The organism is Nocardiopsis lucentensis DSM 44048, from assembly GCF_000341125.1.
Taxonomy (GTDB): Bacteria; Actinomycetota; Actinomycetes; order Streptosporangiales; family Streptosporangiaceae; genus Nocardiopsis; species Nocardiopsis lucentensis.
On record NZ_ANBC01000762.1, the window covers coordinates 1 to 22,272 of the forward strand.

At 71.2% G+C, this 22,272-nt stretch carries 24 protein-coding genes and 1 pseudogene; 12 read left to right on the forward strand and 13 right to left on the reverse strand.

What is annotated here, in order from left to right; translation table 11 throughout:
• Positions 1-329 precede the first annotated feature (329 nt).
• Positions 330-950 (reverse strand): hypothetical protein, encoded by a 621-nt coding sequence (locus tag D471_RS36355; protein ID WP_152486456.1) that lies wholly within the window; start codon positions 948-950, stop codon positions 330-332.
• 204 nt (positions 951-1,154) lie between these two features.
• Between D471_RS36355 and D471_RS0126340 the strand changes: the two genes are divergently transcribed.
• Positions 1,155-1,994, forward strand: coding sequence for a universal stress protein (locus tag D471_RS0126340; protein WP_017601383.1), 840 nt, complete (start codon positions 1,155-1,157; stop codon positions 1,992-1,994).
• Between the two features lie 16 nt (positions 1,995-2,010).
• Here the strand turns inward: D471_RS0126340 and D471_RS0126345 are convergent, their stop codons facing one another.
• Both D471_RS0126345 and D471_RS0126350 read right to left on the reverse strand, forming a co-directional pair.
• Positions 2,011-2,244, reverse strand: a complete 234-nt coding sequence (locus D471_RS0126345; protein ID WP_017601384.1) for a hypothetical protein — start codon at positions 2,242-2,244, stop codon at positions 2,011-2,013.
• Entirely contained in the window at positions 2,241-3,458 is a 1,218-nt protein-coding gene (locus tag D471_RS0126350; protein WP_449406579.1) for an NAD(P)/FAD-dependent oxidoreductase, read from the reverse strand. Before D471_RS0126350 ends, D471_RS0126345 begins: the two co-directional genes overlap by 4 nt.
• Positions 3,459-3,472: 14 nt before the next feature.
• On the opposite strand from D471_RS0126350, the gene D471_RS0126355 reads away from it, so the two are divergent.
• Positions 3,473-5,884 (forward strand): ATP-binding cassette domain-containing protein, encoded by a 2,412-nt coding sequence (locus D471_RS0126355; protein ID WP_017601386.1) that lies wholly within the window; start codon positions 3,473-3,475, stop codon positions 5,882-5,884.
• Positions 5,885-5,965: 81 nt separating this feature from the next.
• Complete coding sequence (locus tag D471_RS0126360) at positions 5,966-6,313, forward strand: helix-turn-helix transcriptional regulator (protein WP_206538977.1); 348 nt, start codon at positions 5,966-5,968, stop codon at positions 6,311-6,313.
• Between the two features lie 21 nt (positions 6,314-6,334).
• Here D471_RS0126360 and D471_RS0126365 read toward each other — a convergent pair whose 3' ends face one another.
• Together D471_RS0126365 and D471_RS0126370 are read right to left on the reverse strand one after the other, a co-directional pair.
• Entirely contained in the window at positions 6,335-7,294 is a 960-nt protein-coding gene (locus tag D471_RS0126365) for a LysR family transcriptional regulator (protein ID WP_017601388.1), read from the reverse strand.
• 115 nt (positions 7,295-7,409) lie between these two features.
• Positions 7,410-8,186: an SDR family oxidoreductase gene (locus tag D471_RS0126370; RefSeq protein WP_017601389.1), complete on the reverse strand. Its 777-nt coding sequence runs from the start codon at positions 8,184-8,186 to the stop codon at positions 7,410-7,412.
• Between the two features lie 100 nt (positions 8,187-8,286).
• Between D471_RS0126370 and D471_RS0126375 the strand changes: the two genes are divergently transcribed.
• Positions 8,287-9,111 carry a helix-turn-helix transcriptional regulator gene (locus D471_RS0126375; protein WP_026128095.1) on the forward strand — a complete coding sequence of 275 codons (825 nt, stop codon included), beginning with the start codon at positions 8,287-8,289 and terminating at the stop codon, positions 9,109-9,111.
• A gap of 17 nt (positions 9,112-9,128) precedes the next feature.
• On the opposite strand, the gene D471_RS0126380 is transcribed toward D471_RS0126375, so the two are convergent.
• Positions 9,129-9,884: a Mut7-C RNAse domain-containing protein gene (locus D471_RS0126380; RefSeq protein WP_017601391.1), complete on the reverse strand. Its 756-nt coding sequence runs from the start codon at positions 9,882-9,884 to the stop codon at positions 9,129-9,131.
• A gap of 25 nt (positions 9,885-9,909) precedes the next feature.
• Complete coding sequence (locus D471_RS0126385; RefSeq protein ID WP_040691413.1) at positions 9,910-10,866, reverse strand: GlxA family transcriptional regulator; 957 nt, start codon at positions 10,864-10,866, stop codon at positions 9,910-9,912.
• A gap of 129 nt (positions 10,867-10,995) precedes the next feature.
• Here D471_RS0126385 and D471_RS0126390 point away from each other — a divergent pair, with 129 nt between their 5' ends.
• On the forward strand, positions 10,996-11,451 hold the full coding sequence (locus tag D471_RS0126390; RefSeq protein ID WP_017601393.1) for a nuclear transport factor 2 family protein: 456 nt from the start codon (positions 10,996-10,998) through the stop codon (positions 11,449-11,451).
• Here the strand turns inward: D471_RS0126390 and D471_RS0126395 are convergent, their stop codons facing one another.
• The 6 genes from D471_RS0126395 to D471_RS0126425 all read right to left on the reverse strand — a co-directional run bounded on the left by D471_RS0126395 (position 11,452) and on the right by D471_RS0126425 (position 16,498).
• A complete protein-coding gene (locus tag D471_RS0126395; protein ID WP_017601394.1) occupies positions 11,452-12,213 on the reverse strand; it encodes an SDR family oxidoreductase in 762 nt (253 codons plus the stop codon).
• Between the two features lie 86 nt (positions 12,214-12,299).
• Positions 12,300-12,986, reverse strand: coding sequence for an MOSC domain-containing protein (locus D471_RS36360; RefSeq protein ID WP_338045363.1), 687 nt, complete (start codon positions 12,984-12,986; stop codon positions 12,300-12,302).
• On the reverse strand, positions 12,929-13,438 hold the full coding sequence (locus tag D471_RS38765; protein ID WP_338045364.1) for a histidine phosphatase family protein: 510 nt from the start codon (positions 13,436-13,438) through the stop codon (positions 12,929-12,931). Before D471_RS38765 ends, D471_RS36360 begins: the two co-directional genes overlap by 58 nt.
• Before the next feature lie 168 nt (positions 13,439-13,606).
• Positions 13,607-13,723, reverse strand: coding sequence for a methionine/alanine import family NSS transporter small subunit (locus D471_RS38770; RefSeq protein ID WP_017601396.1), 117 nt, complete (start codon positions 13,721-13,723; stop codon positions 13,607-13,609).
• Positions 13,723-15,267 (reverse strand): sodium-dependent transporter, encoded by a 1,545-nt coding sequence (locus D471_RS0126420; RefSeq protein ID WP_017601397.1) that lies wholly within the window; start codon positions 15,265-15,267, stop codon positions 13,723-13,725. The genes D471_RS38770 and D471_RS0126420 overlap by 1 nt, the downstream gene beginning before the upstream one ends.
• A gap of 241 nt (positions 15,268-15,508) precedes the next feature.
• Positions 15,509-16,498 carry a pirin family protein gene (locus D471_RS0126425; RefSeq protein WP_017601398.1) on the reverse strand — a complete coding sequence of 330 codons (990 nt, stop codon included), beginning with the start codon at positions 16,496-16,498 and terminating at the stop codon, positions 15,509-15,511.
• A 122-nt stretch (positions 16,499-16,620) separates the two neighbouring features.
• Between D471_RS0126425 and D471_RS0126430 the strand changes: the two genes are divergently transcribed.
• The 7 genes and pseudogenes from D471_RS0126430 to D471_RS0126460 all read left to right on the forward strand — a co-directional run.
• Positions 16,621-17,049, forward strand: a complete 429-nt coding sequence (locus tag D471_RS0126430) for an HIT family protein (RefSeq protein WP_017601399.1) — start codon at positions 16,621-16,623, stop codon at positions 17,047-17,049.
• A 102-nt stretch (positions 17,050-17,151) separates the two neighbouring features.
• Complete coding sequence (locus tag D471_RS0126435) at positions 17,152-17,559, forward strand: DUF2784 domain-containing protein (protein ID WP_017601400.1); 408 nt, start codon at positions 17,152-17,154, stop codon at positions 17,557-17,559.
• A gap of 57 nt (positions 17,560-17,616) precedes the next feature.
• A complete protein-coding gene (locus tag D471_RS0126440; protein WP_017601401.1) occupies positions 17,617-18,771 on the forward strand; it encodes a Gfo/Idh/MocA family protein in 1,155 nt (384 codons plus the stop codon).
• Positions 18,768-19,928, forward strand: a complete 1,161-nt coding sequence (locus D471_RS0126445; protein ID WP_017601402.1) for a dihydrodipicolinate synthase family protein — start codon at positions 18,768-18,770, stop codon at positions 19,926-19,928. The genes D471_RS0126440 and D471_RS0126445 overlap by 4 nt, the downstream gene beginning before the upstream one ends.
• Entirely contained in the window at positions 19,925-20,854 is a 930-nt protein-coding gene (locus D471_RS0126450) for a sugar phosphate isomerase/epimerase family protein (RefSeq protein WP_017601403.1), read from the forward strand. The genes D471_RS0126445 and D471_RS0126450 overlap by 4 nt, the downstream gene beginning before the upstream one ends.
• A 94-nt stretch (positions 20,855-20,948) precedes the next feature.
• Complete coding sequence (locus D471_RS0126455; RefSeq protein ID WP_017601404.1) at positions 20,949-21,854, forward strand: 5-dehydro-4-deoxyglucarate dehydratase; 906 nt, start codon at positions 20,949-20,951, stop codon at positions 21,852-21,854.
• 5 nt (positions 21,855-21,859) lie between these two features.
• Positions 21,860-22,272: pseudogene (locus D471_RS0126460) on the forward strand (mandelate racemase/muconate lactonizing enzyme family protein); the annotation flags it as partial.

Genomic DNA, 22,272 nt, shown 5'->3' on the forward strand with positions numbered 1-22,272 from the left:
GGGAGAACTACTGGCCGCCTGCGGGGAAAACACACTGGCCATTGACATTTCTCAACCCCCTCGACGGGCGGGCGCCTCATCCTGCTCCTGGTGCTGCCGACGCCGCTGGTCCCCCCGCCGTTGTGAGCCCTGCGCCACGGCGGGGATCGTGGCGCAGGGCTCACCTCCGTCACCGGCCGAGGAACCCACTCCGGCCCGGTGTGCGTTTCCCCGGGCCGTGGGGTCACCCGCAGAACACCCGCACCTTGGCTGTGGTGGACTCTCGCCCCCAGATCGAACGGGCCGGACCGGGGTCGACACGTTCGGCAGGATTTCTTGGGGGCGCCGCCTCACGTGTACCGGGCCAGGAACCCGTACTCCCCGACGACGATCGTCGCCCGCCTCGTGCCGTAGCCGTCCTCGTCGACGGCCTCGCAGGTGCCCACCTCCTCGCCGACGGCTGCCCCGGTCACCTCCGGAAGGTCGCACAACACGTACTCGGTCCCACCCGACCAGCGCAGGTAGTCCTCCACGACGTCGCGCACCACCGGCCCGGCGGGTAGCTCCGCGGTGTACTGGAGCCACGTCTGGTCGATCACCTCGGGCATGAACTCCCACGAGTCCTCGATGGTGACGACGTAGTCGTAGCTGTCCCCCAGGAACGTCACCGTGCAGGTGACCTGCCTGTCCTGACCGGTGATCGTGGGACACGTGTAGGTGGCCTCGGGGTCGGTGGTGCCGGCGAACTCCGAGACCTCCACCAGGGCCTCCCACGCGATGCTTTCGCCGAAGGCGGCGTCGGAACCGGGTTCGGGGGGAAGGTCGAGCTGGAACGGTCCCGTGGCGTCGTAGGCGGTGGGGTCGTTCTCGGGGATCGGGCCCCGGCGGAACCCGGAGGTGTCCACGGCGCATCCGGCGAGTACGACAGCCGAAGCGAGGGCGGCCACCACTGCGGCCCGCTCGTTCGTCACGATGTCTCCCAAGGGGGTTGGGGCTGGGGGTCGTGCACTGCGATGTCGGGGAGGGCCGGAAAGTTTGAACCGGGAGGGGCGGCGGGTGCCCGGTGGTTGACGGGGGCCGGGTAGGGGGAGGGGAAGCATGAGGCGGCGGCCGATCGGGGTGCGCTCCGCGCGGACCGCGGCCGCTGTCGGCATCCATCGGGAAGGGGGCCCGACATGCCCGGGGACGTCGTCGTCGGAGTGGATGGTTCACGGCCCGCGTTGCGGGCACTGGAGTGGGCCGCCCAGGAGGCGGCCCTGCACGAACGGTCGCTGCTCGTCGTTCACGCGCTGCCGCGGTACGAGTTCGACATGCCGCTTGCGCCCGGGCGGTGGACCGAGGCCGAGAACTACGGCCGCGAGGTGGTCGCCGAGGCGGTCACGGTGGTGTCCGGGAGCTACCCGGGTCTGCGCGTGGAAACGCGCACGCGTCCGGCGCGTGCGGTGGACATGCTGTTGGAGGCCTCGGATCGGGCGTTCGCGGTCGTGGTGGGGTCCCGGGGGTACGGCGGGTTCCACGAACTGCTGCTGGGCTCGACGGGACTGCAGTTGGTCGGGCACGCCGGCTGCCCGGTGGTCGTGGTGCGCGACGGGCCGATCGCCCCGCGGCACGAGATCGTGGTGGGTGTGGACGGCTCGGAGTACTCCTCGTCCGCGGTGGACTACGCGTTCGCGGAGGCCCAGGCGCGCGGGGTGGGTCTGCGTGCGCTCCATGCCTGGGCCGCTGGTGTGGGTGGGTCGGGCGAGGACCGGGAGGCGGCTGTCGGGGAGGCCTGGGGGGTGTTGTCCCGTGCGCTGGACCCCTGGCGTGAGAAGGTCCCCGAGGTGCGGGGGGTCGAGGAGCTGACGCTCGACCGCCCGGCGCGGGCGCTGGTCAGGGCGTCGGAGCTGGCTGATCTGGTGGTCGTGGGTTCGCGTGGCCGGGGTGGCTTTCGCGGGTTGGTCCTGGGGTCGGTCAGCCACGCGGTCGTGCACCACGCGTTGTGTCCGGTGGTGGTCGCGCGGCCGCGTGGCTGACGGTCGTGTGCGTGGGTCAGTGCGAGCGTTCGGCTCGCGGGACGGTGCCGTGGGTGTGGTGTGTGCCCGCGGGTGCGGGGGTGGTGCGCGGTCGGGTCTCGTTGGCCGGGGCGGTCCGGTCGTGGCCGGGGAGTGCGGTGGCCTCGGTGCCGGGCACGTCGTTGGGCGTGCCGTTGAAGGCCTGGTCGCGGCTGCGGTGCATCTCGGCCCGGAACCGGGTGTTCGTGGTGGTCTCCTGGTGGTTGGTCACAGGCCGTGGCGGCGGTCGCCCATGGCCTGCTCGCACAGACGGGCCTCCGTCGTGGCGGTGAAGGGGTCGTTCATGCCGCGTACGGCGTCGCGGGTGTCCTCGGCGACGAGGTCGGCGTTGATCGCTCCGGCGGCCGTCGAGCCGGAGGCGGCCGAGAGCAGGACGGTGGCGGCGGGGTTGGTGAGGTTTCCGGCGGCCCACACGCCCGGGATGGGGGTGAGGCCGGTGGGGTCGGTGGCGATGTGGGCTCCGCTGGGGTGGGGGGTGGGTTCCAGTCCGAGTGTGGTCAGGAGTCGTGCGCGTGGGACGGCTCTGGGTGCGATGGCCAGTGCCCGTAGCGGGATCGTCTCGCCGGTGTCCAGGTGGACGCCGGTGAGGTGGTCGTCGGTGGTGTCCAGTTCGGTGACCTGGCCGGTCACGACGGTGATCTGGCGTGCGGCCAGTTGTTCGGCCTCCTGGGGGGTGGGGTGGGGGTTGGTGTGGAGCAGGAGGGTGAGTTGGTCGGTCCACTGGCGGAACAGCAGGGCTTGACGCACGCTGTGGGGGCTGGTGGCCAGGACGCCGATCGGTTGGTCGCGGACTTCCCAGCCGTGGCAGTAGGGGCAGTGCAGGACGTCGTGTCCCCAGCGTGCTCTCAGGCCGGGGATGTCGGGCAGGTCGTCGGTGATTCCGGTGGTGACCAGGAGTCGTCTGGCGCGGACGGTGCGGCCGGTGTCGAGTGCGACGGTGAACCCGTCGTCGTCCTTGGTCGCTGACTGGGCGAGGCCGGTGGTGATGTGGCCGCCGTAGCGGGGGACTTCGTCGCGCCCGGNGCGGGTGAGGAAGCCGTGCATGTGGGTGGCCGGGGCGTTGCGGGGTTGGTCGTTGTCGACCACCAGTACCGATCGTCGGGCTCGGCCGAGCATGAGTGCGGCGTTCAGGCCGGCGGGTCCTCCGCCGACGATCACCACGTCGTAGCGGTCGTTGTGGGTCTGTCGTGTCATCGTGACCACCTCCGCGGCCAATCTGCCTTCCGGGGTGGCCGGGCTGCAAAGTTCTTTGCCGGAACCGCAAAACGTGTGCTCGGTGCCCGTGGGTGTGGTGGTCGTGGCGGTCAGGATTCGAGAAGCCCCGGTCGCGGGGGCGCCGATAGCGTGGTCCGTATGGACGTCGCCCGGGCCCGCCGTCGCGGGGAGCCCGCGGTTCGCGCGGTGCGCGGGGGCGTGCCCACCCATGAGACGGAGGCGTGATGGACATGGCCGCGAGGTCCGGCGCGGGGGCGTTCGAGCCGCACACCGCCGACAGCCACGATTTGATCCGTGTGCACGGTGCGTGCGAGAACAATCTCAAGGACGTCAGTGTCGAGCTTCCCAAGCGCCGGTTGACGGTGTTCACCGGTGTCTCCGGGTCGGGGAAGAGTTCGCTGGTGTTCGGGACGGTCGCCGCGGAGTCGCAGCGGTTGATCAACGAGACCTACAGTGCGTTCGTGCAGGGTTTCATGCCGGCGTTGGCGCGGCCGGAGGTCGATGTGCTGGACGGGTTGACGACGGCGATCATCGTCGACCAGCAGAGGTTGGGGGCCGACCCCAGGTCGACGGTCGGTACCGTCACCGACGCCAACGCGATGCTGCGGATCCTGTTCAGTCGGTTGGGTACGCCGCATGTCGGTTCGCCCGGCGCGTTCGCCTTCAATGTTGCCTCGGTGCGGGCCAGTGGTGCGATCACGGTCGAGCGCGGTGACCGCAAGGCGGTGAAGCAGACCTTCAGTCGTGCGGGTGGGATGTGTACGAACTGTGAGGGGCGGGGCGCGGTCTCCGATGTCGATCTGACCCAGCTCTACGACGACTCCAAGTCGATCGCGCAGGGCGCGTTCACCATTCCCGGGTGGAAGTCGGACAGTTTCTGGACGGTGCGGTTGTACGCCGAGTCGGGTTTCCTGGATCCGGACAAGCCGATCCGGGAGTACACCGAGCAGGAGATGGCCGACTTCCTGTACCGGGAGCCGACCAAGGTGAAGGTGGAGGGGGTCAACCTCACCTATGAGGGGTTGATCCCGAAGGTGCGCAAGTCGTTCCTGGCCAAGGACCGGGAGGGGATGCAGCCGCACATCCGGGCGTTCGTGGACCGGGCGGTGACCTTCACCGCTTGCCCGGAGTGCGGGGGGACGCGGCTCAACGAGGCGGCCCGGTCGTCGCGGATCGGTGGGGTCAACATCGCTGAGGCGTGCGCGATGCAGATCAGTGACCTGGCCGGGTGGGTGCGCGGGTTGGATGAGCCTTCGGTGGCGCCGCTGTTGGAGGCGTTGCGGCGGACCCTGGACTCGTTCGTGGAGATCGGGTTGGGTTACCTGTCGTTGGAGCGGTCGTCGGGCACGTTGTCGGGTGGTGAGGCGCAGCGGGTCAAGATGATCCGTCATCTGGGTTCCTCGCTCACCGACGTCACCTACGTGTTCGACGAGCCCACCACGGGGTTGCACCCCCATGACATCCAGCGGATGAACGAGTTGCTGCTGCGGTTGCGGGACAAGGGCAACACGGTGCTGGTGGTGGAGCACAAGCCGGAGGTGATCGCGATCGCCGACCATGTCGTCGATCTGGGGCCCGGTGCCGGCACGGAGGGCGGCACCGTCTGTTTCGAGGGTTCGGTGGAGGGGTTGCGGTCGGCCGGTACGGTCACCGGGCGGCATCTGGAGGACCGGGCGTCGGTGAAGGAGTCGGTGCGCACGCCCACCGGGGTGTTGGAGATCCGGGGCGCGAGCACGCACAACCTGTGTGACGTCGACGTCGACATCCCGTTGGGGGTGCTCACGGTGGTCACGGGTGTGGCCGGGTCGGGGAAGAGTTCGCTGGTGCACGGGTCGGTTCCCGCCGGTGCGGGGGTGGTGTCGGTCGACCAGGGCGCGATCCGTGGTTCGCGGCGCAGTAACCCGGCGACCTACACGGGTCTGCTCGATCCGGTGCGTAAGGCGTTCGCGAAGGCCAACGGTGTGAAGCCGGGGCTGTTCAGCGCCAACTCCGAGGGGGCCTGTCCGGTGTGCAACGGTGCCGGGGTGATCTACACCGATCTGGCGATGATGGCGGGTGTGGCGTCGCCGTGTGAGGAGTGTGAGGGCAGGCGGTTCCAGGCGCGGGTGCTGGAGTATCGCCTGGGTGGTCGGGACATCGGTGAGGTGTTGGGGATGTCGGTCGCCGAGGCGCACGTGTTCTTCGGTGGTGAGGGGGCCAAGGTGCCGGCGGCCGTGCGGATCCTGCGGCGGTTGGAGGATGTGGGGTTGGGGTATCTGCGGCTGGGTCAGCCGCTGACCACGTTGTCGGGTGGGGAGCGGCAGCGGTTGAAGCTGGCGGTGCACATGGCCGAGAAGGGTGGCGTCTACGTTCTGGACGAGCCGACCGCGGGTCTGCACCTGGCCGATGTGCGGCACCTGTTGGGGCTGCTGGATCAGCTGGTGGACTCGGGCAAGTCGGTGATCGTGGTGGAGCACCATCAGGCGGTCATGGCGCACGCCGACTGGATCGTCGATCTGGGTCCGGGGGCGGGGCACGACGGTGGGCGGGTCGTCTTCGAGGGTAGGCCCGCCGATCTGGTCGCCGCCCGTTCGACGGTGACCGGTGAGCACCTGGCGGCCTACGTGGGGTCGGGGCCCCTGGTCGGGCGCCGTTGAGGGAGGGCGTCGTGGGACACTGGCGGTGTGAGGCGTCAGAGTCTGGATGATCTGGTCCGGTTGCGGCGGGCCCGTGACCGGATGGACCGTGACTACACCGAGCCGCTCGACGTTTCGGCGTTGGCGCGTGGGGCGTTGATGTCGCCGGGCCATTTCTCCCGGAGTTTCCGGGCGGCGTTCGGTGAGACGCCCTACCAGTATCTGATGACGCGTCGGATCGAGCGGGCCAAGGCGTTGTTGCGGCGTGGCGATCTGACGGTGACCGAGGTGTGTTTCGCGGTGGGCTGTACGTCGCTGGGGTCGTTCAGTGCGCGGTTCTCGGAGTTGGTCGGTGAGAGTCCGAGCGCCTATCGGGCACGCGACCATGAGGAGGGTGCGGCCGTCCCGGCGTGTGTGGCCAAGATCCACACGCGTCCGCTCAGGGGTTGAGCCGCCGGGCGTGGTGGGGTTTCACGTCGTGGGTTCGCACGCGTGCGGTCCCGGTCGCAGTAGGTGGTCGCGGACGCGGATGACGTGCGGGTTGTAGGGGGTGCCTGGTCGTTGGGCCAGGTAGGCGGTGTTGATGGGTGGGTCGTCGGTCTCGTGGAGCAGGACGAGCGCCCCGGAGGCGAAGGCGTCCCTGCACAGGTAGGTGGGCAGGACGCTGAAGCCCGCTCCGGCGGCCACGGCGGCCAGTACGCCGCGAAGGTCGGGCACGGTCAGGCAGGCGCGGCAGGTCAGGCGGCGGCCGAAGACGTGGCGCCAGTAGCGGCGCACGATGGGCAGGTCCTCGGCGTAGGTGACCAGGGGTACCTCGTGCAGGGCGGTGGGGCCTTCCTCGGCCAGGCGGTCCTTGACGCGGTGGGCCCATGTGGGTGCGGCGACCAGGGCGAACTCCTCATCGGCCAGGGGTTCGGAGAGCAGGCCGCGGCCGCGGGGGCGGGTGGTGGAGATGACCAGGTCGTAGCGGCCCGCGCGGAGTTCGTCGAGGAGGGGGTCGGTCAGACCGGTGGTCACGCGTAGGCGGACGCCGTCGGCGACCAGTGGGGCCAGGGAGGTCATGACGCACGTGCACAGGTATTCGGCGGGTCCGGCCAGGTGGACGGGGGCGGTGGGTGCCAGGTGTTCGGGGTCGTGGCCGGTGGCGGCGGTGAGTGCGTCCAGGGGGGTGGCGACGCGGGCGGCCAGGTCGTGGGCGAGGGGGGTGGGGGTGACTCCGCGTGGCAGGCGTTCGAACAGGTCCTGGCCGTTGGTGCGTTCCAGGTTGCGGATCTGGGTGGTGACGGTGGGTTGGGACAGGCCCAGGAGTGAGGCGGCCGCGGTGAAGGATCCGGACCGGTACACGGCCAGGAAGGTGCGCAGCAGGTTGAGGTCCGGTTGTGCCGCCGGCAGGGGCGGTGTGGCCGGGTCGTCGGGGTCGGTGTGCCTCATGGTTGTTGAGTCTACGAAGGTGTGCGCTGTGGTGGGCCTGTCGTCGCGTGGTGGTGGGGCCGGTCCCGGGCCGTGGTCGGTTGTGTGGGACCGGCCGTGGTGTGTCCTTGGCGGGTCAGCGTTGGGCGGTGGGGCGAATGATGATCTCGTTGACGTCGACGTCGGCGGGCTGGTCGATGGCGTAGGCCACGGCGCGGGCGACGGCGTCGGAGGGGATGTGCGCCGCCCGGTACCCGACCATGAGTTCGGCCGCGTGCGTGTCGGTGATGTGATCGGCGAGTTCGGACTCGACGACTCCCGGGGAGACGGTGGTGACCCGGATCGATGGGTCGGCCTCCTGGCGGAGTCCCTCGGTCAGGGCCAGGGCCGCGTACTTGGTCGCCGAGTAGATCGCCGAGGTGGGTGAGACCTGGTGCGCCCCGATCGAGGCGATGGTGATGACGTGTCCCGATCGGCGGTCGTTGAAGTGCGGTAGTACCGCGGCGATGCCGTTGTAGAGTCCCCGCACGTTGACGTCGAGCATCCGGTCCCATTGGTCGACGAGCAGTGACTCCAGGCGCGAGAGCAGCATCACGCCCGCGTTCCCGACGAGGACGTCCAGGTGCCCGTGGGTGGCGGTCACGTTTGAGACGAGTTCGGTGAAGGCGTCCCGGTCCGTCACGTCGAGTGTGCGGGCCTCGGCGGTGTGACCGTGGTCGGTGAGGTCGGTGGTGATGGTGTGCAGGCGGTCCGTGCGTCGGCCGGTGAGGACGACGTGGTGCCCCTGGGCCGCCAGGCGGCGTGCCGTCGCCTCGCCGATCCCGCTGCTGGCTCCCGTCACGAGGACGACCTTGCCCGTTCGTTCCCGCTGAGGGGGTGTCGTGTTGTCCGTGGTCGTGTGGTGTGTGGTCATGGGTCCACTGTCGTCGTGGTCGTGGGGTGGGTGAAGGCCGTGGTGTGCCTGGGAGCGGCGCACCCTGGTTGGTCGGCGTGGTGGCCCCTACTGTGGTCGCATGCCTGACTCTCCACTGGGGGAGTATCTGCGTGCTCGTCGCGGTCAGATATCTCCCGACACCATCGGTCTGGTCTCGCACGGTCGCCGGCGTGTGCCCGGGTTGCGGCGGGAGGAGGTCGCGACGATGGCGGGTCTGAGCGTCGATTACTACACCCGTCTGGAGCAGGGGCGTGAGCGTCATCCCTCCGTGCAGGTGGTGGAGGCGCTCTGTGGTGCGCTGCGGCTCGACGGCGACGCGCGGCTGCACCTGTTCCGTGTCGTTGGTCTGGTGCCGAACCTGGGGGGCGGTGCCGTTCCGGAGCGGGTGGCCCCCGAGTTGCTGCGTCTGATGGACCTGTGGTCCCACACCCCGGCGATCGTTGTGGGGCGGGCCTACGACGTGCTCGCCGGGAACCGGCTCGGCTACGCCCTCTTCGCGGGGTTCGAGTACGGCCCGAACCTGTTGGAGAAGGTGTTCCTCGACCCGGGCGCCCGCGGTTTCTACCCCGACTGGTCGCGGGTGGCGGCCTCCGCCGTCGCGGGTTTTCGTGTCGCGCACGGTAGGGCGCCGGACGATCCGCGTGTGTGCGGGGTTTTGCGGAGTCTGCTGGAGCGCAGTCCTGATTTCGCCGCGCTCTGGGAGCGCCACGAGGCGCGTGGCAAGCGGTTGGAGAGCAAGCGGTTCCACCACCCTGAGGTCGGTGAGCTCACTTTGCGCATGAACGCCTTCGATGTGAGGGCGGCGCCTGGGCAGGAGCTCGTCGTCTACCACGCCGAGCCGGGGTCGGCCAGTGCGGACGCCCTGGTCCTGCTCGGTGCCCTCGCCGCGGTCGCCGAGGGCTGAGCGTGGGTGGCCGGTCGTCAGTGTGAGGGCTGGCGGGTGGGCGGGGCGGCCAGGGTGGCCTGGGCGTCGCGGATGATCTGGGTGAGGTGTTCGTGGTGGGCGCCGGGCCAGTAGAGGTGTTCGCAGGCCTCGCAGCGGGCGAAGGTGTCGTAGGTGGCGCGGGTTCCGGCGGGCAGGGTGTGGGCGACCTCGCCCTTGTCGACGGAGGAGAGGGGCCCGTTGCACTCCAGGCAGCGGGTCCAGGGGGCCAGGGGTGGGGCGAAGCGTTCCAGGACGTCGGTGAGTTGGTGGTCGGGTTGGTCGTGGTGGATGTGGGCGCCCGCGCGCAGGGCCTTGCGGCACAGGAGTTTGCGGTCGCGGGTGAGCAGGACGCGGTGTTGGTCGTTGGCCTGGCGGACGAGGGTGGGGTCGTCGCGGTCGTTGTGGTAGTCGGTGTCCAGTCCGAGGAGGCGCAGGCGGCGGGCGAGGGTGCCCAGGTGGACGTCGAGGAGGAAGCGGGGCGGGTCGAAGCCGGGGGGTAGCGGTTGGGGGCGGGGGACGGGGGTGACGTCGATGACCTGGGTGGGGTCGGGGTGGTGGGAGGCGTCGACGGGGTGGCCGTCGGCGTACAGGGTGCCGATCTCGGTGCGGGGGATGCCGAGGGATTCCACGACGTGGCCGAGGGTGGAGGTGCCGTCGTGGTCGGTGTGGAGGGGGGTGGTGTTCCGGTGGCGTGGGGGGAGGAAGAACCGGAGTTCGGGCGCGATGCGCAGTGTCAGGGTGGCCTGTTCCATTTCTCCAGGATGGCACGGGGGTGTGTCAGGGGGTGGTGGTGCGGAAGCGGGCGCGGTAGGCGGAGGGGGTGATGCCCAGGTGGCGCAGGAAGGCGCGGCGCAGGGACTCGTCGCTGCCCAGTCCGCTGCGGTGGGCGGCTGTGGTGACGTTCTCTCCGGTTTCGAGGAGGGTTTTGGCGGCTTCCAGGCGGACGGTTTCGACGTGGGCGGCGGGGGTGGTGTCGAGTTGTTCGTGGAAGAGGCGGGTGAGGTGGCGTGTGCTGACGTTGGCCAGGGCGGCCAGGGCGGGTGTGGAGTGGTGGGCGGCGGGGTCGGCGGCGATCGCGTCGAGGACGGCGCGGAGTCGGTTGTCGCGGGTGGGCGGGGTGCGGGAGGGGGCGGAGAACTGGGATTGTCCTCCGGGGCGTTGGAGGAAGACGACCAGGTCGCGGGCGGTGTCGCGGGCGGGTTGGGGGCCGTGGTCGTCTTCGACCAGGGCCAGGGACAGGTCGATGCCCGCGCTGACTCCGGCTGAGGTGAGGATGTGGCCGTCGCGGATGTGGAGGGCGTCGGGTTCGACGTGGACGCGGGGGTGGACGCGGGCCAGGAGGGCGGTGTGGCGCCAGTGGGTGGTGGCGCGGCGGTTGTCGAGGAGTCCGGTGCGGGCCAGGGCGAAGGCGCCGGTGCACACCGAGGCGACGCGGGTGGCGCGGTCGGCCAGGGTGGTGATCGCGGTGGTGAGTCCTTCGGGGGTGGGTGTGCGGGGCAGGGTGGGGGATCCGGGGACGATGAGGGTGTGGGGGGTGTCGATGTCGGTTGCGGCGGTGTCGACGAGCAGGCGGGTGCCGGCGGCGGTGGTGACGGGGCGGCCGTCGGGTGAGCACAGGGTGGGGCGGTAGTCGGCGCCGAGCCCGGAGGCGGTGCTGAAGACTTCCAGGGGTGCGGTGACGTCCATCAGGCGGGCCCCGTCGTAGGCCAGGACGGCGATGGTGCGTGGTGGCATGGGGGCACGGTACAGCACCAGCGTGTCCGAATGTGTGGGTTTGTTGTCGCTGGGGACATCGTGGTGGGGGTGGTGGTGCGGGCATGCTCGGTGTCGTTGGCAGGGTTGCGAGTATGAGGAGAGTTGGTTATGAGCCGTCCGCCCGTTCCGCCGTTCACCGAGGCCGATGCACGGGTCAAGGTGCAGGCCGCCGAGGATGCGTGGAACACGCGTGATGCGGCCAGGGTCGCGTTGGCGTACACGCCGGATTCGGTGTGGCGCAATCGGGACCGGTTCGTCACTGGGCGGGCCGAGATCGAGGAGTTCTTGCGGCGCAAGTGGGAGCGTGAGCTCGACTACGCGTTGCGCAAGGAGCTGTGGGCGTTCGGTGGGGACCGGATCGCGGTGCGGTTCCAGTACGAGTCCCGGGATGCCGGGGGCCGGTGGTGGCGCAGCTACGGCAACGAGTTGTGGGAGTTCGACGGGCAGGGGCTGATGCGGCGCCGGGAGGCGAGCATCAATGATGTGGAGATCGCCGAGGGTGAGCGGCGGATCTTCGGTCCGCGCCCGGTCGAGGAGCACGGTAGGCCGTTCCCGTTGGCGTGATCACCGGCGGGGCTGGGGTGGGTTCTGGGCGAGGTGGTCGGTGAAGGTGGTGCGTCCGACGTCGCGTGCGGGGGCCAGGTGGTCTCCGGCGGCGAAGGCGGCGAAGGTCGCTCCGGGAAGGCGCACGGGCAGGACGCGGTGGTGGCCGCCGGTGGCGTCGCGGTAGGCGCGGGCCAGGTCGGGCAGTGGTTCCACTCGGGGGCCGCCCATGTCGGGGACCCGTCCGGCGGGGTCGTGTTCGGCCAGGTGGGCCAGGCGGGCGGCGACCTCGTCGGTGTCGATGGGTTGGATGTCGACGTCGGGTACGGGCATGAGGGGCAGGCGGGCGGCCGCGGCGAGGATGCGCACGATCAGGTCGTGGAACTGGGTGGTGCGCAGGAGGGTCCAGCCGAGTCCGGAGGCCTCCACGGCGCGTTCGATCGTGTGTTTGGTCTGGTAGTAGCCCAGGGGGATGCGGTCGACGCCGACGATGGAGACGTAGACCAGGTGGGCGACTTCTGCGCGGCGGGCGGCGCGGATGAGGTGGGTGGCGGCGGGGATGTCGCCGCCGGTGGGGGTGGTGGCGCAGTGCACGATGGTGTCGGCGCCCTCGAGGGCGGTGTGGAGTCCGGTGCCGGTGCGCAGGTCGACGGCGTGGGAGTGGGGGTCGTCGGGGCGGGGGTGCCGGCTCAGCGTGCGCACGTGGTGTCCGGCCTGGCGTAGCCGGGCGGTGACGGGTCGGCCCAGGGTTCCGGTGGCGCCGGTGACGAGGATCGTGCGCATGTGCTCCCCCTCTTCGCGTGCCGTTCGACGCTAGCACCCGGGGTGGGGGTGGGGCCTGGGTGTGGTGTCGGGGTGTCGGCCGGGAGTCAGACGCGTTGGAGCCGGATGTGGGGGCCCTGGGGTGGGTGCACGGTGATGTGCATGCCGGGTTCGACGGTTCCGCTGGCCAGGACGGTGCCCATGATGCCGGCGCGGTGGGTGATGGTGCCGTCGTCCTCGCGGCGGACCATGTGTGCGAGCAGGCCGGGGGCGAAGTCGTTGATCTGGGCGCAGGGGTTGCGCAGCCCGGTGACGCGGATCGTGGCGTGGGGGCCCAGACGCAGGACGGTTCCGGTGCTCAGGGAGAGCGGGTCCAGGCCGCGGGTGGTGATGTTCTCGCCCAGTTGGCCGGGTAGGACGTCGAATCCTTCGGTGGCGACCTCGTCGAGGAGTTCGGCGTGGATGAGGTGGACCTGGCGCAGGTTGGGTTGGGTGGGGTCCCGGGCGAGGCGGGAGCGGTGCTGGACGGTGGCGCCCAGGTGGGCGTCGCCCTCGACGCCGAGTCCGGCCAGGAGGCGGATGCGGGGGCGGGTGGGTTTGGTGAAGGTGTGGGTGGGGTGGGCGCTGACCGCGGTGACGGTGGGGTGCGTGGTGTCCCTTTCCCGCTGGGGTGTGGGGGCGGGTGTTGGCTCGGGCGCGTCGTGGCACGCGGGACGGCCGGGGCACTGCTGTGGGTTCAGGGGGTCAGGTGGGGTGGGAAGCCGGTCCAGCGCGGGTCGGCGTCCAGATGGCAGACGTCATTGTAGGTCAGGAGCGCGGGGGCGCGGTCGGGGGTGTAGCGGATGACGGTGAGCGCCGCGTTGGCGGGGGCCAGGCCGGTCCACGTCCATGCGGGGGCGCCGAGGGCGGCGGAGACGATCCACCCGATGAGGTGGGCGTGGGTGATGACGATGGCGTGGACGTCGTGGTCGCCGTCGGTGGGACCGGTGAATCGGGTCAGGGCGCGGTGGGCCAGGGCGGGGCCGGGGTCGCGTTCGCTGGCGGGGTGGGCGTGGATGAGGTCCAGGATCCGGTCGGCGTGTTCGGGGGGCGGTTCCTGGCGGGTGGGAAGGTGCGGTACGTAGTCCCCGGCCTCGGGAGCGGGCTGGGGGTGGATGCCGGGGAGGCGGTCGGCGACCAGGTGCGCGGTCTGGGTGGCGCGTGGCAGGGGGCCGTGGTGGAGGGAGCGGGGGTTGAGGGCGCTCAGACGGTGGCCGAGTCGGGCGGCCCGGCGTCGGTGAGGTCGCCGGTGGTGAGGTCGCCGGTGGTGGGGTCGGCGTTGGCGTGGCGGGCCAGGTAGAGGTGGCGGGCGGCGGGCATGGGGGCCTTGGAATGGGTCGGGGCGGCGAAGTGCCCGCCGCCCCGGGTGGGTCGTCTAGTCCTGGTGTTCGGGTTCTTCGGGGTTGCGGCGCAGGTTGATGATGGCCGCGGCGAGGCCGCCCCAGAGCAGGACGATGGAGACGGCCATCATGATGATGGCGCTGGTGGACATCACTGGTCCCCTTCCGTGGTGGGGGTCTGGTCGGCTCGTGCGTCCTGGGCGGCGAGTTCGTCGGCGCGCTTCCAGGGGGCGAGCGAGATGATGACGCCGATGACGATGGCGCCGATGGCCACGCCCCAGCCGGCGACCTGCAGGAACGCCTCGGGGTAGCCGCCGTAGGGCTCGGTCAGTTCGGTGCGCAGGCTGTCCCACATCATGTAGCCCAGCAGGGCGGGGGTGATGATGCCCAGGGTCAGGCGCCACCACAGGCCCAGGCGCAGTGAGGACACCGCGTTGGCGTGGTCCTGGAACAGCGGCAGTCTCCGGGCGATCCAGGAGACGACGATGATGAGGACGAGGCCGGCCAGGGCGATGCCGTACTGGTTGATGAAGTGGTCGAAGGCGTCGAGGAAGAACAGTCCCTCGTGGGTGGGGAAGAGCAGGATCGAGGCCAGGGCGGTGGCTCCGCCGACGGTCAGGACGGTGGGGACGCGGCCCAGGCCGGTGCGTTCGTGCACGGCCGAGACGATGACCTGGACGATGCTCAGCAGGGAGCTGATGCCGGCGACCACCAGGGAGCCGAAGAACAGCACGCCGAAGAGGCCGCCGCCGAAGGGCAGGCTGGAGATGATCTGCGGGAAGGCGACGAAGGCCAGGCCCAGGCCGGAGGTGGCGACCTCGTCGACGCTGGTGCCCGCGCTGGTGGCCATGAAGCCCAGGGCGGCGAAGACGCCGATGCCGGCCAGGAGCTCGAAGGAGCTGTTGGCGAAGCCCGCGACGAGGGCGGAGCCGGTCAGGTCGGACTTGCGGCGCAGGTAGGAGGCGTAGGTGACCATGATGCCGAAGCCGATGGACAGGGAGAAGAAGATCTGTCCGTAGGCGGCGATCCAGACGCTGCCGTTGAGCATCTCGCCCCAGTCGGGGGTGAACAGGGCGTTGAGGCCTTCGGTGGCGCCGTCGAGGGTCAGGGCCTGGACGACCATGACGAGGAAGAGGACCAGGAGCAGGGGGATGAAGATCCGGTTGGCCTTCTCCACGCCGTTGCGGATGCCCAGGGCCAGGACGCCCAGGACGACGACCCACACGCCGATCAGGGGCCAGGTGACGCCGGAGACGTATCCGGAGACGAGGCCGGGGCCTTCGGCGAGTTGGAGGAACTCTCCGAAGAAGAAGGCGTTGGGGTCCTCGCCCCACTGCTGCCCGAAGGAGAAGAAGGTGTAGCGGATCGCCCAGGCGATGATGACGGCGTAGTAGACGGCGATCACGAAGCAGATCGCGACCTGCCACCAGCCGATCGCCTCGGCGGGTCGGAAGAGGCGCCGATAGGACAGGGGCGCTGAGGAGCGGTACCGGTGTCCGATGGCGTATTCGAGGATCAGCAGGGGGATACCGGCGGTGAGGAGGGCAACGAGGTAGGGCAGCAGGAAGGCGCCGCCACCGTTCTCGTAGGCGACGTAGGGGAATCGCCAGATGTTGCCCAGGCCGACGGCGGATCCGATCGCCGCCATCAGGAAGCCCGCGCGCGTCCCCCACTGCTCGCGCGTCTGTTGGACCATGTTCAGGTCTCCTAAATCATCACGTTGTTCGCGATCCGCACGCTAGCAGGAGTTGGGCGTTCGGGCACCGTTGCGGCGTGCGGCGCGACGTGCTGTCGTGCCGTGTCGGGGTGTTCAGGGGGAGATTGTCTAGCACGCGGAGGATGCAGTCTAGGGCAATCCGGGCTTATCAGGCGATTTCAGTCTGCCTTGGCGAGGAACCGTGGTCCTTCGTGGGCGGGAGGGGCGCCGCGCGGTCCGTTCAGGGGCGGCGGGGCGGGCGTGGGCGCATGCGGGCGGTGGGCAGGTCGGGTGCTGGCAGGGCGGGGCCGGGGTCGCCGGTGACGGGGGTGAAGCGGGTGCCGTGCCCGGTGCGGTCGCGTTCCCAGTCGGCGCGGGCCCGGACGATCTCGTCGTGGTCGCGGCCGACCAGGTTCCACCACATGAGCAGGTCCTCGGTGAAGGGTGTGCCGCCGATGAGCAGGAGGCGGGCGGAGTGCGGGGAGGCGAGCGCGAGCTCGTTCCGCCCGGGGCCGAGGTAGAGCAGGGCCCCGGGTTCGACGCGGTGGCCGAACAGGTCGAGTGGGGTGTCCAGGGGTAGGACGCCGTGTTCGAAGCCGGGGTTCAGGGGCAGGACCAGGCGGGCGCCGGGAGCGAGGGTGACTTCGGCGCCCATGAGTGGGGTGTGGACGCGGGCGGGGGAGGAACGGCCGTCCAGGTCCCCGGCGATGACGGTGACGCGTGCCCCGGGGCGGGTCAGGACGGGAAGGTCGGCGTGGTGGGCGAAGGCGGGTGGGCCGTGGCGGTCGGGTTCGGGCAGGGCGATCCACAGTTGGGCGCCGTGCAGGAGAGGCGGTGCGTCCGGGGGCGTGCGTTCGGAGTGGGCGATGCCGTGGCCCGCGGTCATGATGCTGAGCTGGCCGGGTTGGACGAGTTGGTCTGAGCCGAGGCTGTCGCGGTGGCGGACGCGGCCCTCGACGAGCCAGCTGACGGTCTGCAGGCCGATGTGGGGGTGCGGGGGGACCTGCATGCCCGCCTGGTGGGTGAGGTCGGTGGGGCCGTAGACGTCGGCGAAGCACCAGGCGCCGATCATGCGGCGGTTCTTGCCCGGCAGGGAGCGCAGGACGGGCATGGCGCGCGGCCCGCCCAGGGGGACCTCGCGGGGGAGGAGGAGTTCGGTGTCCGGGCAGGGGGCCGGGTGCTGGGCGGTGCACACGCGTTGTTCGCTGGGGTGGCGTTCCTGGTTGCTCACCTGGTCGACGGTAGTCCAGGACGGTGCACGCCGGTGGGAGGGGCGTGCCGGTGGAGCGGGAAAAGGGGTGGCCGTCCCGGCGTCGGCGTGTGAGGGTGGGGGTTCCCAGCGAGGAGGCGCGTGTGAGCGACTGCGTGTTCTGTCTGATCCGGGACGGTCGGGCCCCGGCGAGCCCGGTGTACTCCGATGACCTGGTGCTGGCGTTCATGGACCTGTACCCGGTGACTCCGGGGCACGTGCTGGTGGTGCCGCGTGAGCACGTGGTGGGGTTGGGGGACGTCGATGACGCGGTGGGCGCGCGGATGTGGCGTACGGCTCGCCGGGTGGGTGAGGCGTTGCGGGGCGGCGCGGTGCGTTGTGAGGGGGTGAACCTGTTCCTGGCCGACGGGGAGGCGGCCGGACAGGAGGTGTTCCACGCCCACCTGCACGTGTTCCCCCGGTTCTCGGGTGACGGGTTCTCCGTTCAGGCGGGCTGGGAGGAGGCCGAACGCGCGGTGTTGGACACCCACGCCGAACGGTTGCGCGGGGCGTTGGGCGCGGCCGGGACCTGACCCGGGGAGGGTGGGGCGCGGCGTGTCGTGAGTACGCCTACCCAGAGGCGGTGGGGACGGGTACCGATGCGGCGGTCGGGGGCGCGCTCCTAGGTTCGGTGCATGTTCTTCCTCCTGGTCGGCCATGCGGCGATGGCCCTGCACTTCGCGTTCCTGTCCTTCGTGGTCTTCGGTGGTTTCCTGGCCTGGCGGTGGCCCCGGACGTGGTGGGTGCACCTGGGGGTGGCCGCCTACGCGTTGGGGATCGTGATCGTGGACTGGCCGTGTGTGCTGACCGAGGTCGAGAACTGGTCGCGGGCGCGGACGGGGCGGGCGGTGATGGAGGCGGGGTTCCTCGACCACTACCTGACCGGGACGCTGTATCCGCGTGAGCACGTGCTGACCTCGCGGGTGGTGATCGGTGTGGTCGTCGGCCTGTCGTGGGTGGGGGCGCTGTGGCGGTCCCGTCGGCGCGGCCGGGGGCCGTCCCGGTGCCGATCAGCGCCGGAGGGTCGGGCGCCCCTGGTGTGAAGGGATGGTTTACCGTACGCTGGAAAGCGCTTTCATACGGAAAGGCGGTAACCACCCATGGGTGATCACGTGTTGGGTGTGGCCATGAACGGCGTCACCGGACGCATGGGGTACAGGCAGCACCTGACCCGCTCGATCCTGGCCATCCGCGAGGCGGGAGGCACACTCCTGCCCGACGGAACCCGGGTCATCCCCGAACCGATCCTGGTCGGGCGCTCCGAGCGCAAGCTCCGCGAGATCGCCGAGCGCCACGGGCTCGAGCGCTACTCGACCGACCTGGACGCGGTGCTGGCCGACGACGACGTGTCGATCTACTTCGACGCCCAGATCACGCACGCCCGCGAGGCGGCCGTGCGTTCCGCGGTCGCCGCGGGCAAGCACGTCTACGTCGAGAAGCCCACCGCCGGCACCCTGGCCTCGGCCCTGGAGCTGGCCAAGCTCGCCCGCGACGCCGGGGTGCGCAACGGGGTCGTCCAGGACAAGCTCTTCCTGCCCGGCCTGCTCAAACTCCGCCGCCTGATCGAGTCCGGCTTCTTCGGCCGGATCCTGTCGGTCCGCGGCGAGTTCGGCTACTGGGTCTTCGAGGGCGACTGGCAGCCCGCCCAGCGGCCCAGCTGGAACTACCGCGCCGAGGAGGGCGGCGGCATGGTGCTGGACATGTTCCCGCACTGGCACTACATCCTCGAGCACCTGTTCGGCCCGGTGCGGACGGTCACCGCCAAGGTGGCCACCCACATCCCGCGCCGCTGGGACGAACAGGGCAGACCCTACGACGCCACCGCCGACGACTCCGCCTACGGCATCTTCGAGCTGGACGGCGGCGCCATCGCCCAGATCAACTCCTCCTGGAACGTGCGCGTGGCCCGCGACGAACTCGTGGAGTTCCAGGTCGACGGCACCCACGGCAGCGCCGTGGCGGGCCTGCGCGCCTGCCGCGTCCAGCACAGGTCGGCCACCCCCAAGGCGGTCTGGAACCCCGACGTCGAGGACCCGGGCCGCTACCGCGACCAGTGGGAGCAGGTGCCCGACAACACCGAGTTCCCCAATGGCTTCCGCGCCCAGTGGGAGGACTTCCTCAAGCACGTCATCACCGGTTCCCCCTTCCCGCACGACCTGCTCGCCGGCGCCCGCGGCCTCCAGATGGCCGAGGCCGGGCTGCGGTCGGCGCGCACCGGGTCCACCGTCGAACTGGACGAGGTCACCCTGTCGTGAACACCCTGCGCATGCCCACCGCCGACGGCGTTGTGGAGGACTACACGCTCACCGGCACCCCCGTGGCCACCGCGCCCGTGCCCCCCGCGCGGTCCCGGACGGCCTACGCCGCCGCCCACGTGGTCGCCGACCCCCTGGCCCCCAACGCCCCCGGAGCGCCCGCCCGCCTGGACTGGGACGCCACCCTGGCCTTCCGCCACCACCTGTGGGACCAGGGTCTGGGCGTAGCCGACGCCATGGACACCGCCCAGCGCGGCATGGGCCTGGACTGGGCGGCCACCGCCGAACTCATCCGCAGGTCGGGCGCGGAGGCCGCCGCGCGCGGGGCCGCCCTGGCCTGCGGGGTCGGCACCGACCAGCTCGATCCTTCGCACGCCAGCCTGGAAAGCGTTATCACTGCGTACGGGGAGCAGCTCGACGTCGTCCAGGGCGCCGGCGCCGCACCCGTCCTCATGGCCTCCCGCGCCCTGGCGGCCGTCGCCTCCGGGCCCGACGACTACGCCAAGGTCTACGGCCACCTGCTCCGCCGGGCCGGCCGACCGGTCATCCTGCACTGGCTGGGCACCGCCTTCGACCCCGCGCTGAACGGGTACTGGGGGTACGCCGACCCGGCCGAGGCGATCGAACCGGTGGCCGCCCTCATCGCCGAGCACGCGGAGGGGGTCGAGGGCGTCAAGGTCTCCCTGCTGGACGCCTCCCTGGAGATCCGGCTGCGCCGCCTGCTCCCCGAGGGGGTGCGCCTGTACACCGGCGACGACTTCAACTACCCGGAGCTGGTCCTGGGCGACGAGCACGGCCACTCCCACGCCCTGCTCGGGATCTTCGCCGCCATCGCCCCGGCCGCCGCCCGGGCGCTGGCCGCCCTGGACGAGGGCGACACCGCCCGCTACCGGGCCCTGTTGGGCCCCACCGTCCCCCTGGCCCGGCACCTGTTCGCCGCCCCCACCTTCTACTACAAGACCGGGATCGCCTTCCTGGCCTGGCTCAACGGCCACCAGAAGGGGTTCCACATGGTGGGCGGCCTGCACGGCGCCCGCGACCTGCCCCACCTGGCCCAGGCGGTGCGCCTGGCCGACGCCGCCGGGGTCCTGGGCGACCCCGAACTGGCGGTGGCGCGCATGCGGTCCCTGCTGCGGGTGTCGGGGGTGGACCAGTGAGCACGACCGCCTCCTCCACCCCCTCGGACGCCGGCCGGGTCACCCCCGCCTCCGTGGACCTGCCCTCGGGCCGACCCGCCGCGGTGCCCACCCCCCGACCGGGGGATCCGGCCCTGTCCCGCCTGTCCCTCAACCAGGCCACCGTCAAGTACTGGAGTCTCGTCCAGGCCGTCGACGGCTGCCTGCGCGCCGGACTCCCCGCCATCGGCGTGTGGCGCGAGCCGGTCGCCGATGTGGGGCTGGCCGGGGCCGCCCGGCTGCTGCGCCGGTCGGGTCTGCGGGTGTCCTCCTACTGCCGGGGCGGGTTCCTGACCGGACCCGACCGGGGCGCGGCCCTGGACGACAACCGCCGGGCGATCGACGAGGCCGCCGAGTTGGGCGCCCCCTGCCTGGTCATGGTGGTCGGGGGACTGCCCGGGGGCGAGCGCGACCTGGCCGCGGTGCGCGAGCGGATGGTCGAGGCCCTGGCCGAGCTGGTGCCCCACGCCCGGGAGCGCGGGGTCCGGCTGGCGTTGGAGCCCCTGCACCCGATGTTCTGCGCCGACCGCGCGGTGCTGTCCACCCTGGGTCAGGCCCTGGACGTCGCCGAGCGGTTCGACGCGGCCGCGGTGGGCGTCGTGGTGGACGCCTACCACGTGTGGTGGGATCCGGCGGTCCACGAGCAGATCGCCCGCGCCGGTGCGGGCGGGCGCATCGCCTCCTTCCAGACCTGTGACTGGGAGTTGCCGCTGCCCGCCGACACGCTGCTGGGCCGGGGCATGGTCGGTGACGGCCACGCCGACGTGCGCGGGCTGCGCCGGGCCGTGGACGCGGCCGGGTACACCGGCGACATCGAGGTGGAGATCTTCAACGAGCGGATCTGGGCGGCCGACGGCGACGAGGTGATCGCGACCCTGGCCCGCCGCCACGTGCAGTACGTCCTGTGAGGTTCCCGAGGGCGCGGAGCCCCCGGGGACCCGGGCCCGCCGGCCGGGCGGGCCCTCACACACCGATCACACAGCCCACCTACCGAGGAGCGGTATGAACTTCGACGGAATCCTGTTCTTTCCCCTGACCCCCTTCGATGTCCGGGATCGGGTCGATGAGGACGTGTTGGCCGAGCACGTGGCCTCGGGGGTCGGGCACGGCGCGGGCGGTGTGTTCGCGGCGTGCGGCACCGGGGAGATCCACGCGTTGTCGGCCGCCGAGCACGCGGCCGTGGTGCGGTGCTCGGTGGAGGTCACCGCGGGCCGGGTGCCGGTGGTGGCCGGTGCGGGCGGCAGTGTGGGCACCGCCGTCGAGCAGGCTCGGGCGGCCAAGGAGTTGGGGGCGGACGCGGTCCTGCTGCTGCCGCCCTACCTGGTGGGCGCTCCGCAGAGGGGGCTGGTGGAGTACGTGCGCGGGGTGACCTCGGCGGTGGACGTTCCGGTGATCGTCTACCAGCGCGGGTCGATGGTGTTCACGCCCCAGAGCGCGGTCGAGTTGGCGTCGATTCCGGGGGTGGTGGGGATCAAGGACGGTGTGGGTGATCTGGGGCGGATGCATCAGATCGTGTTGGCGGTGCGTGGGGTGCGGGGTGAGGGGTTCACCTTCTTCAACGGGTTGCCCACGGCCGAGCTGACCGTGCCCGCCTATCGGGCGGTGGGGGTGCCGCTGTACTCCTCGGCGGCGTTCGCGTTCGTGCCCGAGGTCGCCGCCGCGTTCCACACCGCCGTCCGCTCCGGTGACCCGCTGGCCGACACCTTGACGCGCGAGTTCTTCGAGCCCCTGGTGCGGTTGCGCGACCGTGTGCCCGGGTATGCGGTGTCGCTGGTCAAGGCGGGTGCGCGGGTACGCGGTGTGGACGTGGGCGGGGTGCGTGCCCCGTTCGTGGATCCCACCGCCGAGGAGGAGGCGGCTCTGGCCGCGCTCGTGGAGGCCGGTCTGTCGCTGGTGAAGGAGGGCTGAGCGGCGTGCGTGTGAGCGAGGTGTCCGCGCGGGCCCACCGGTTGCCGCTGCACCGGGCGTGGGACGGGGGCGTGGACCGCAACGATCTGGTCGTGGTGCGGGTGCGTACCGACACCGGGCTGGTCGGGACGGGGTTCGCGTGGACGCCGCTGATCGGTGCCCGGGCGGTGGAGGCGCTGGTCAACGACGACTGTCCGGCGGTCCTGGTGGGGCGGGAGGCCCATCCGGCGCGGTGGGAGGAGTTGTGCTGGCATCTGCGTGAGGCGGGCACCAGTGGTCTGACGCTGATGGCCGTGGCGGGTGTGGACATCGCCCTGTGGGATCTGGTGGCGCGGTCGGCCGGGGTGAGTCTGGTGGACCTGGTGGGTCGGCGGAGGGACGAGGTCTGGGCCTACGGCAGCGGGGTGAATCTGGACTA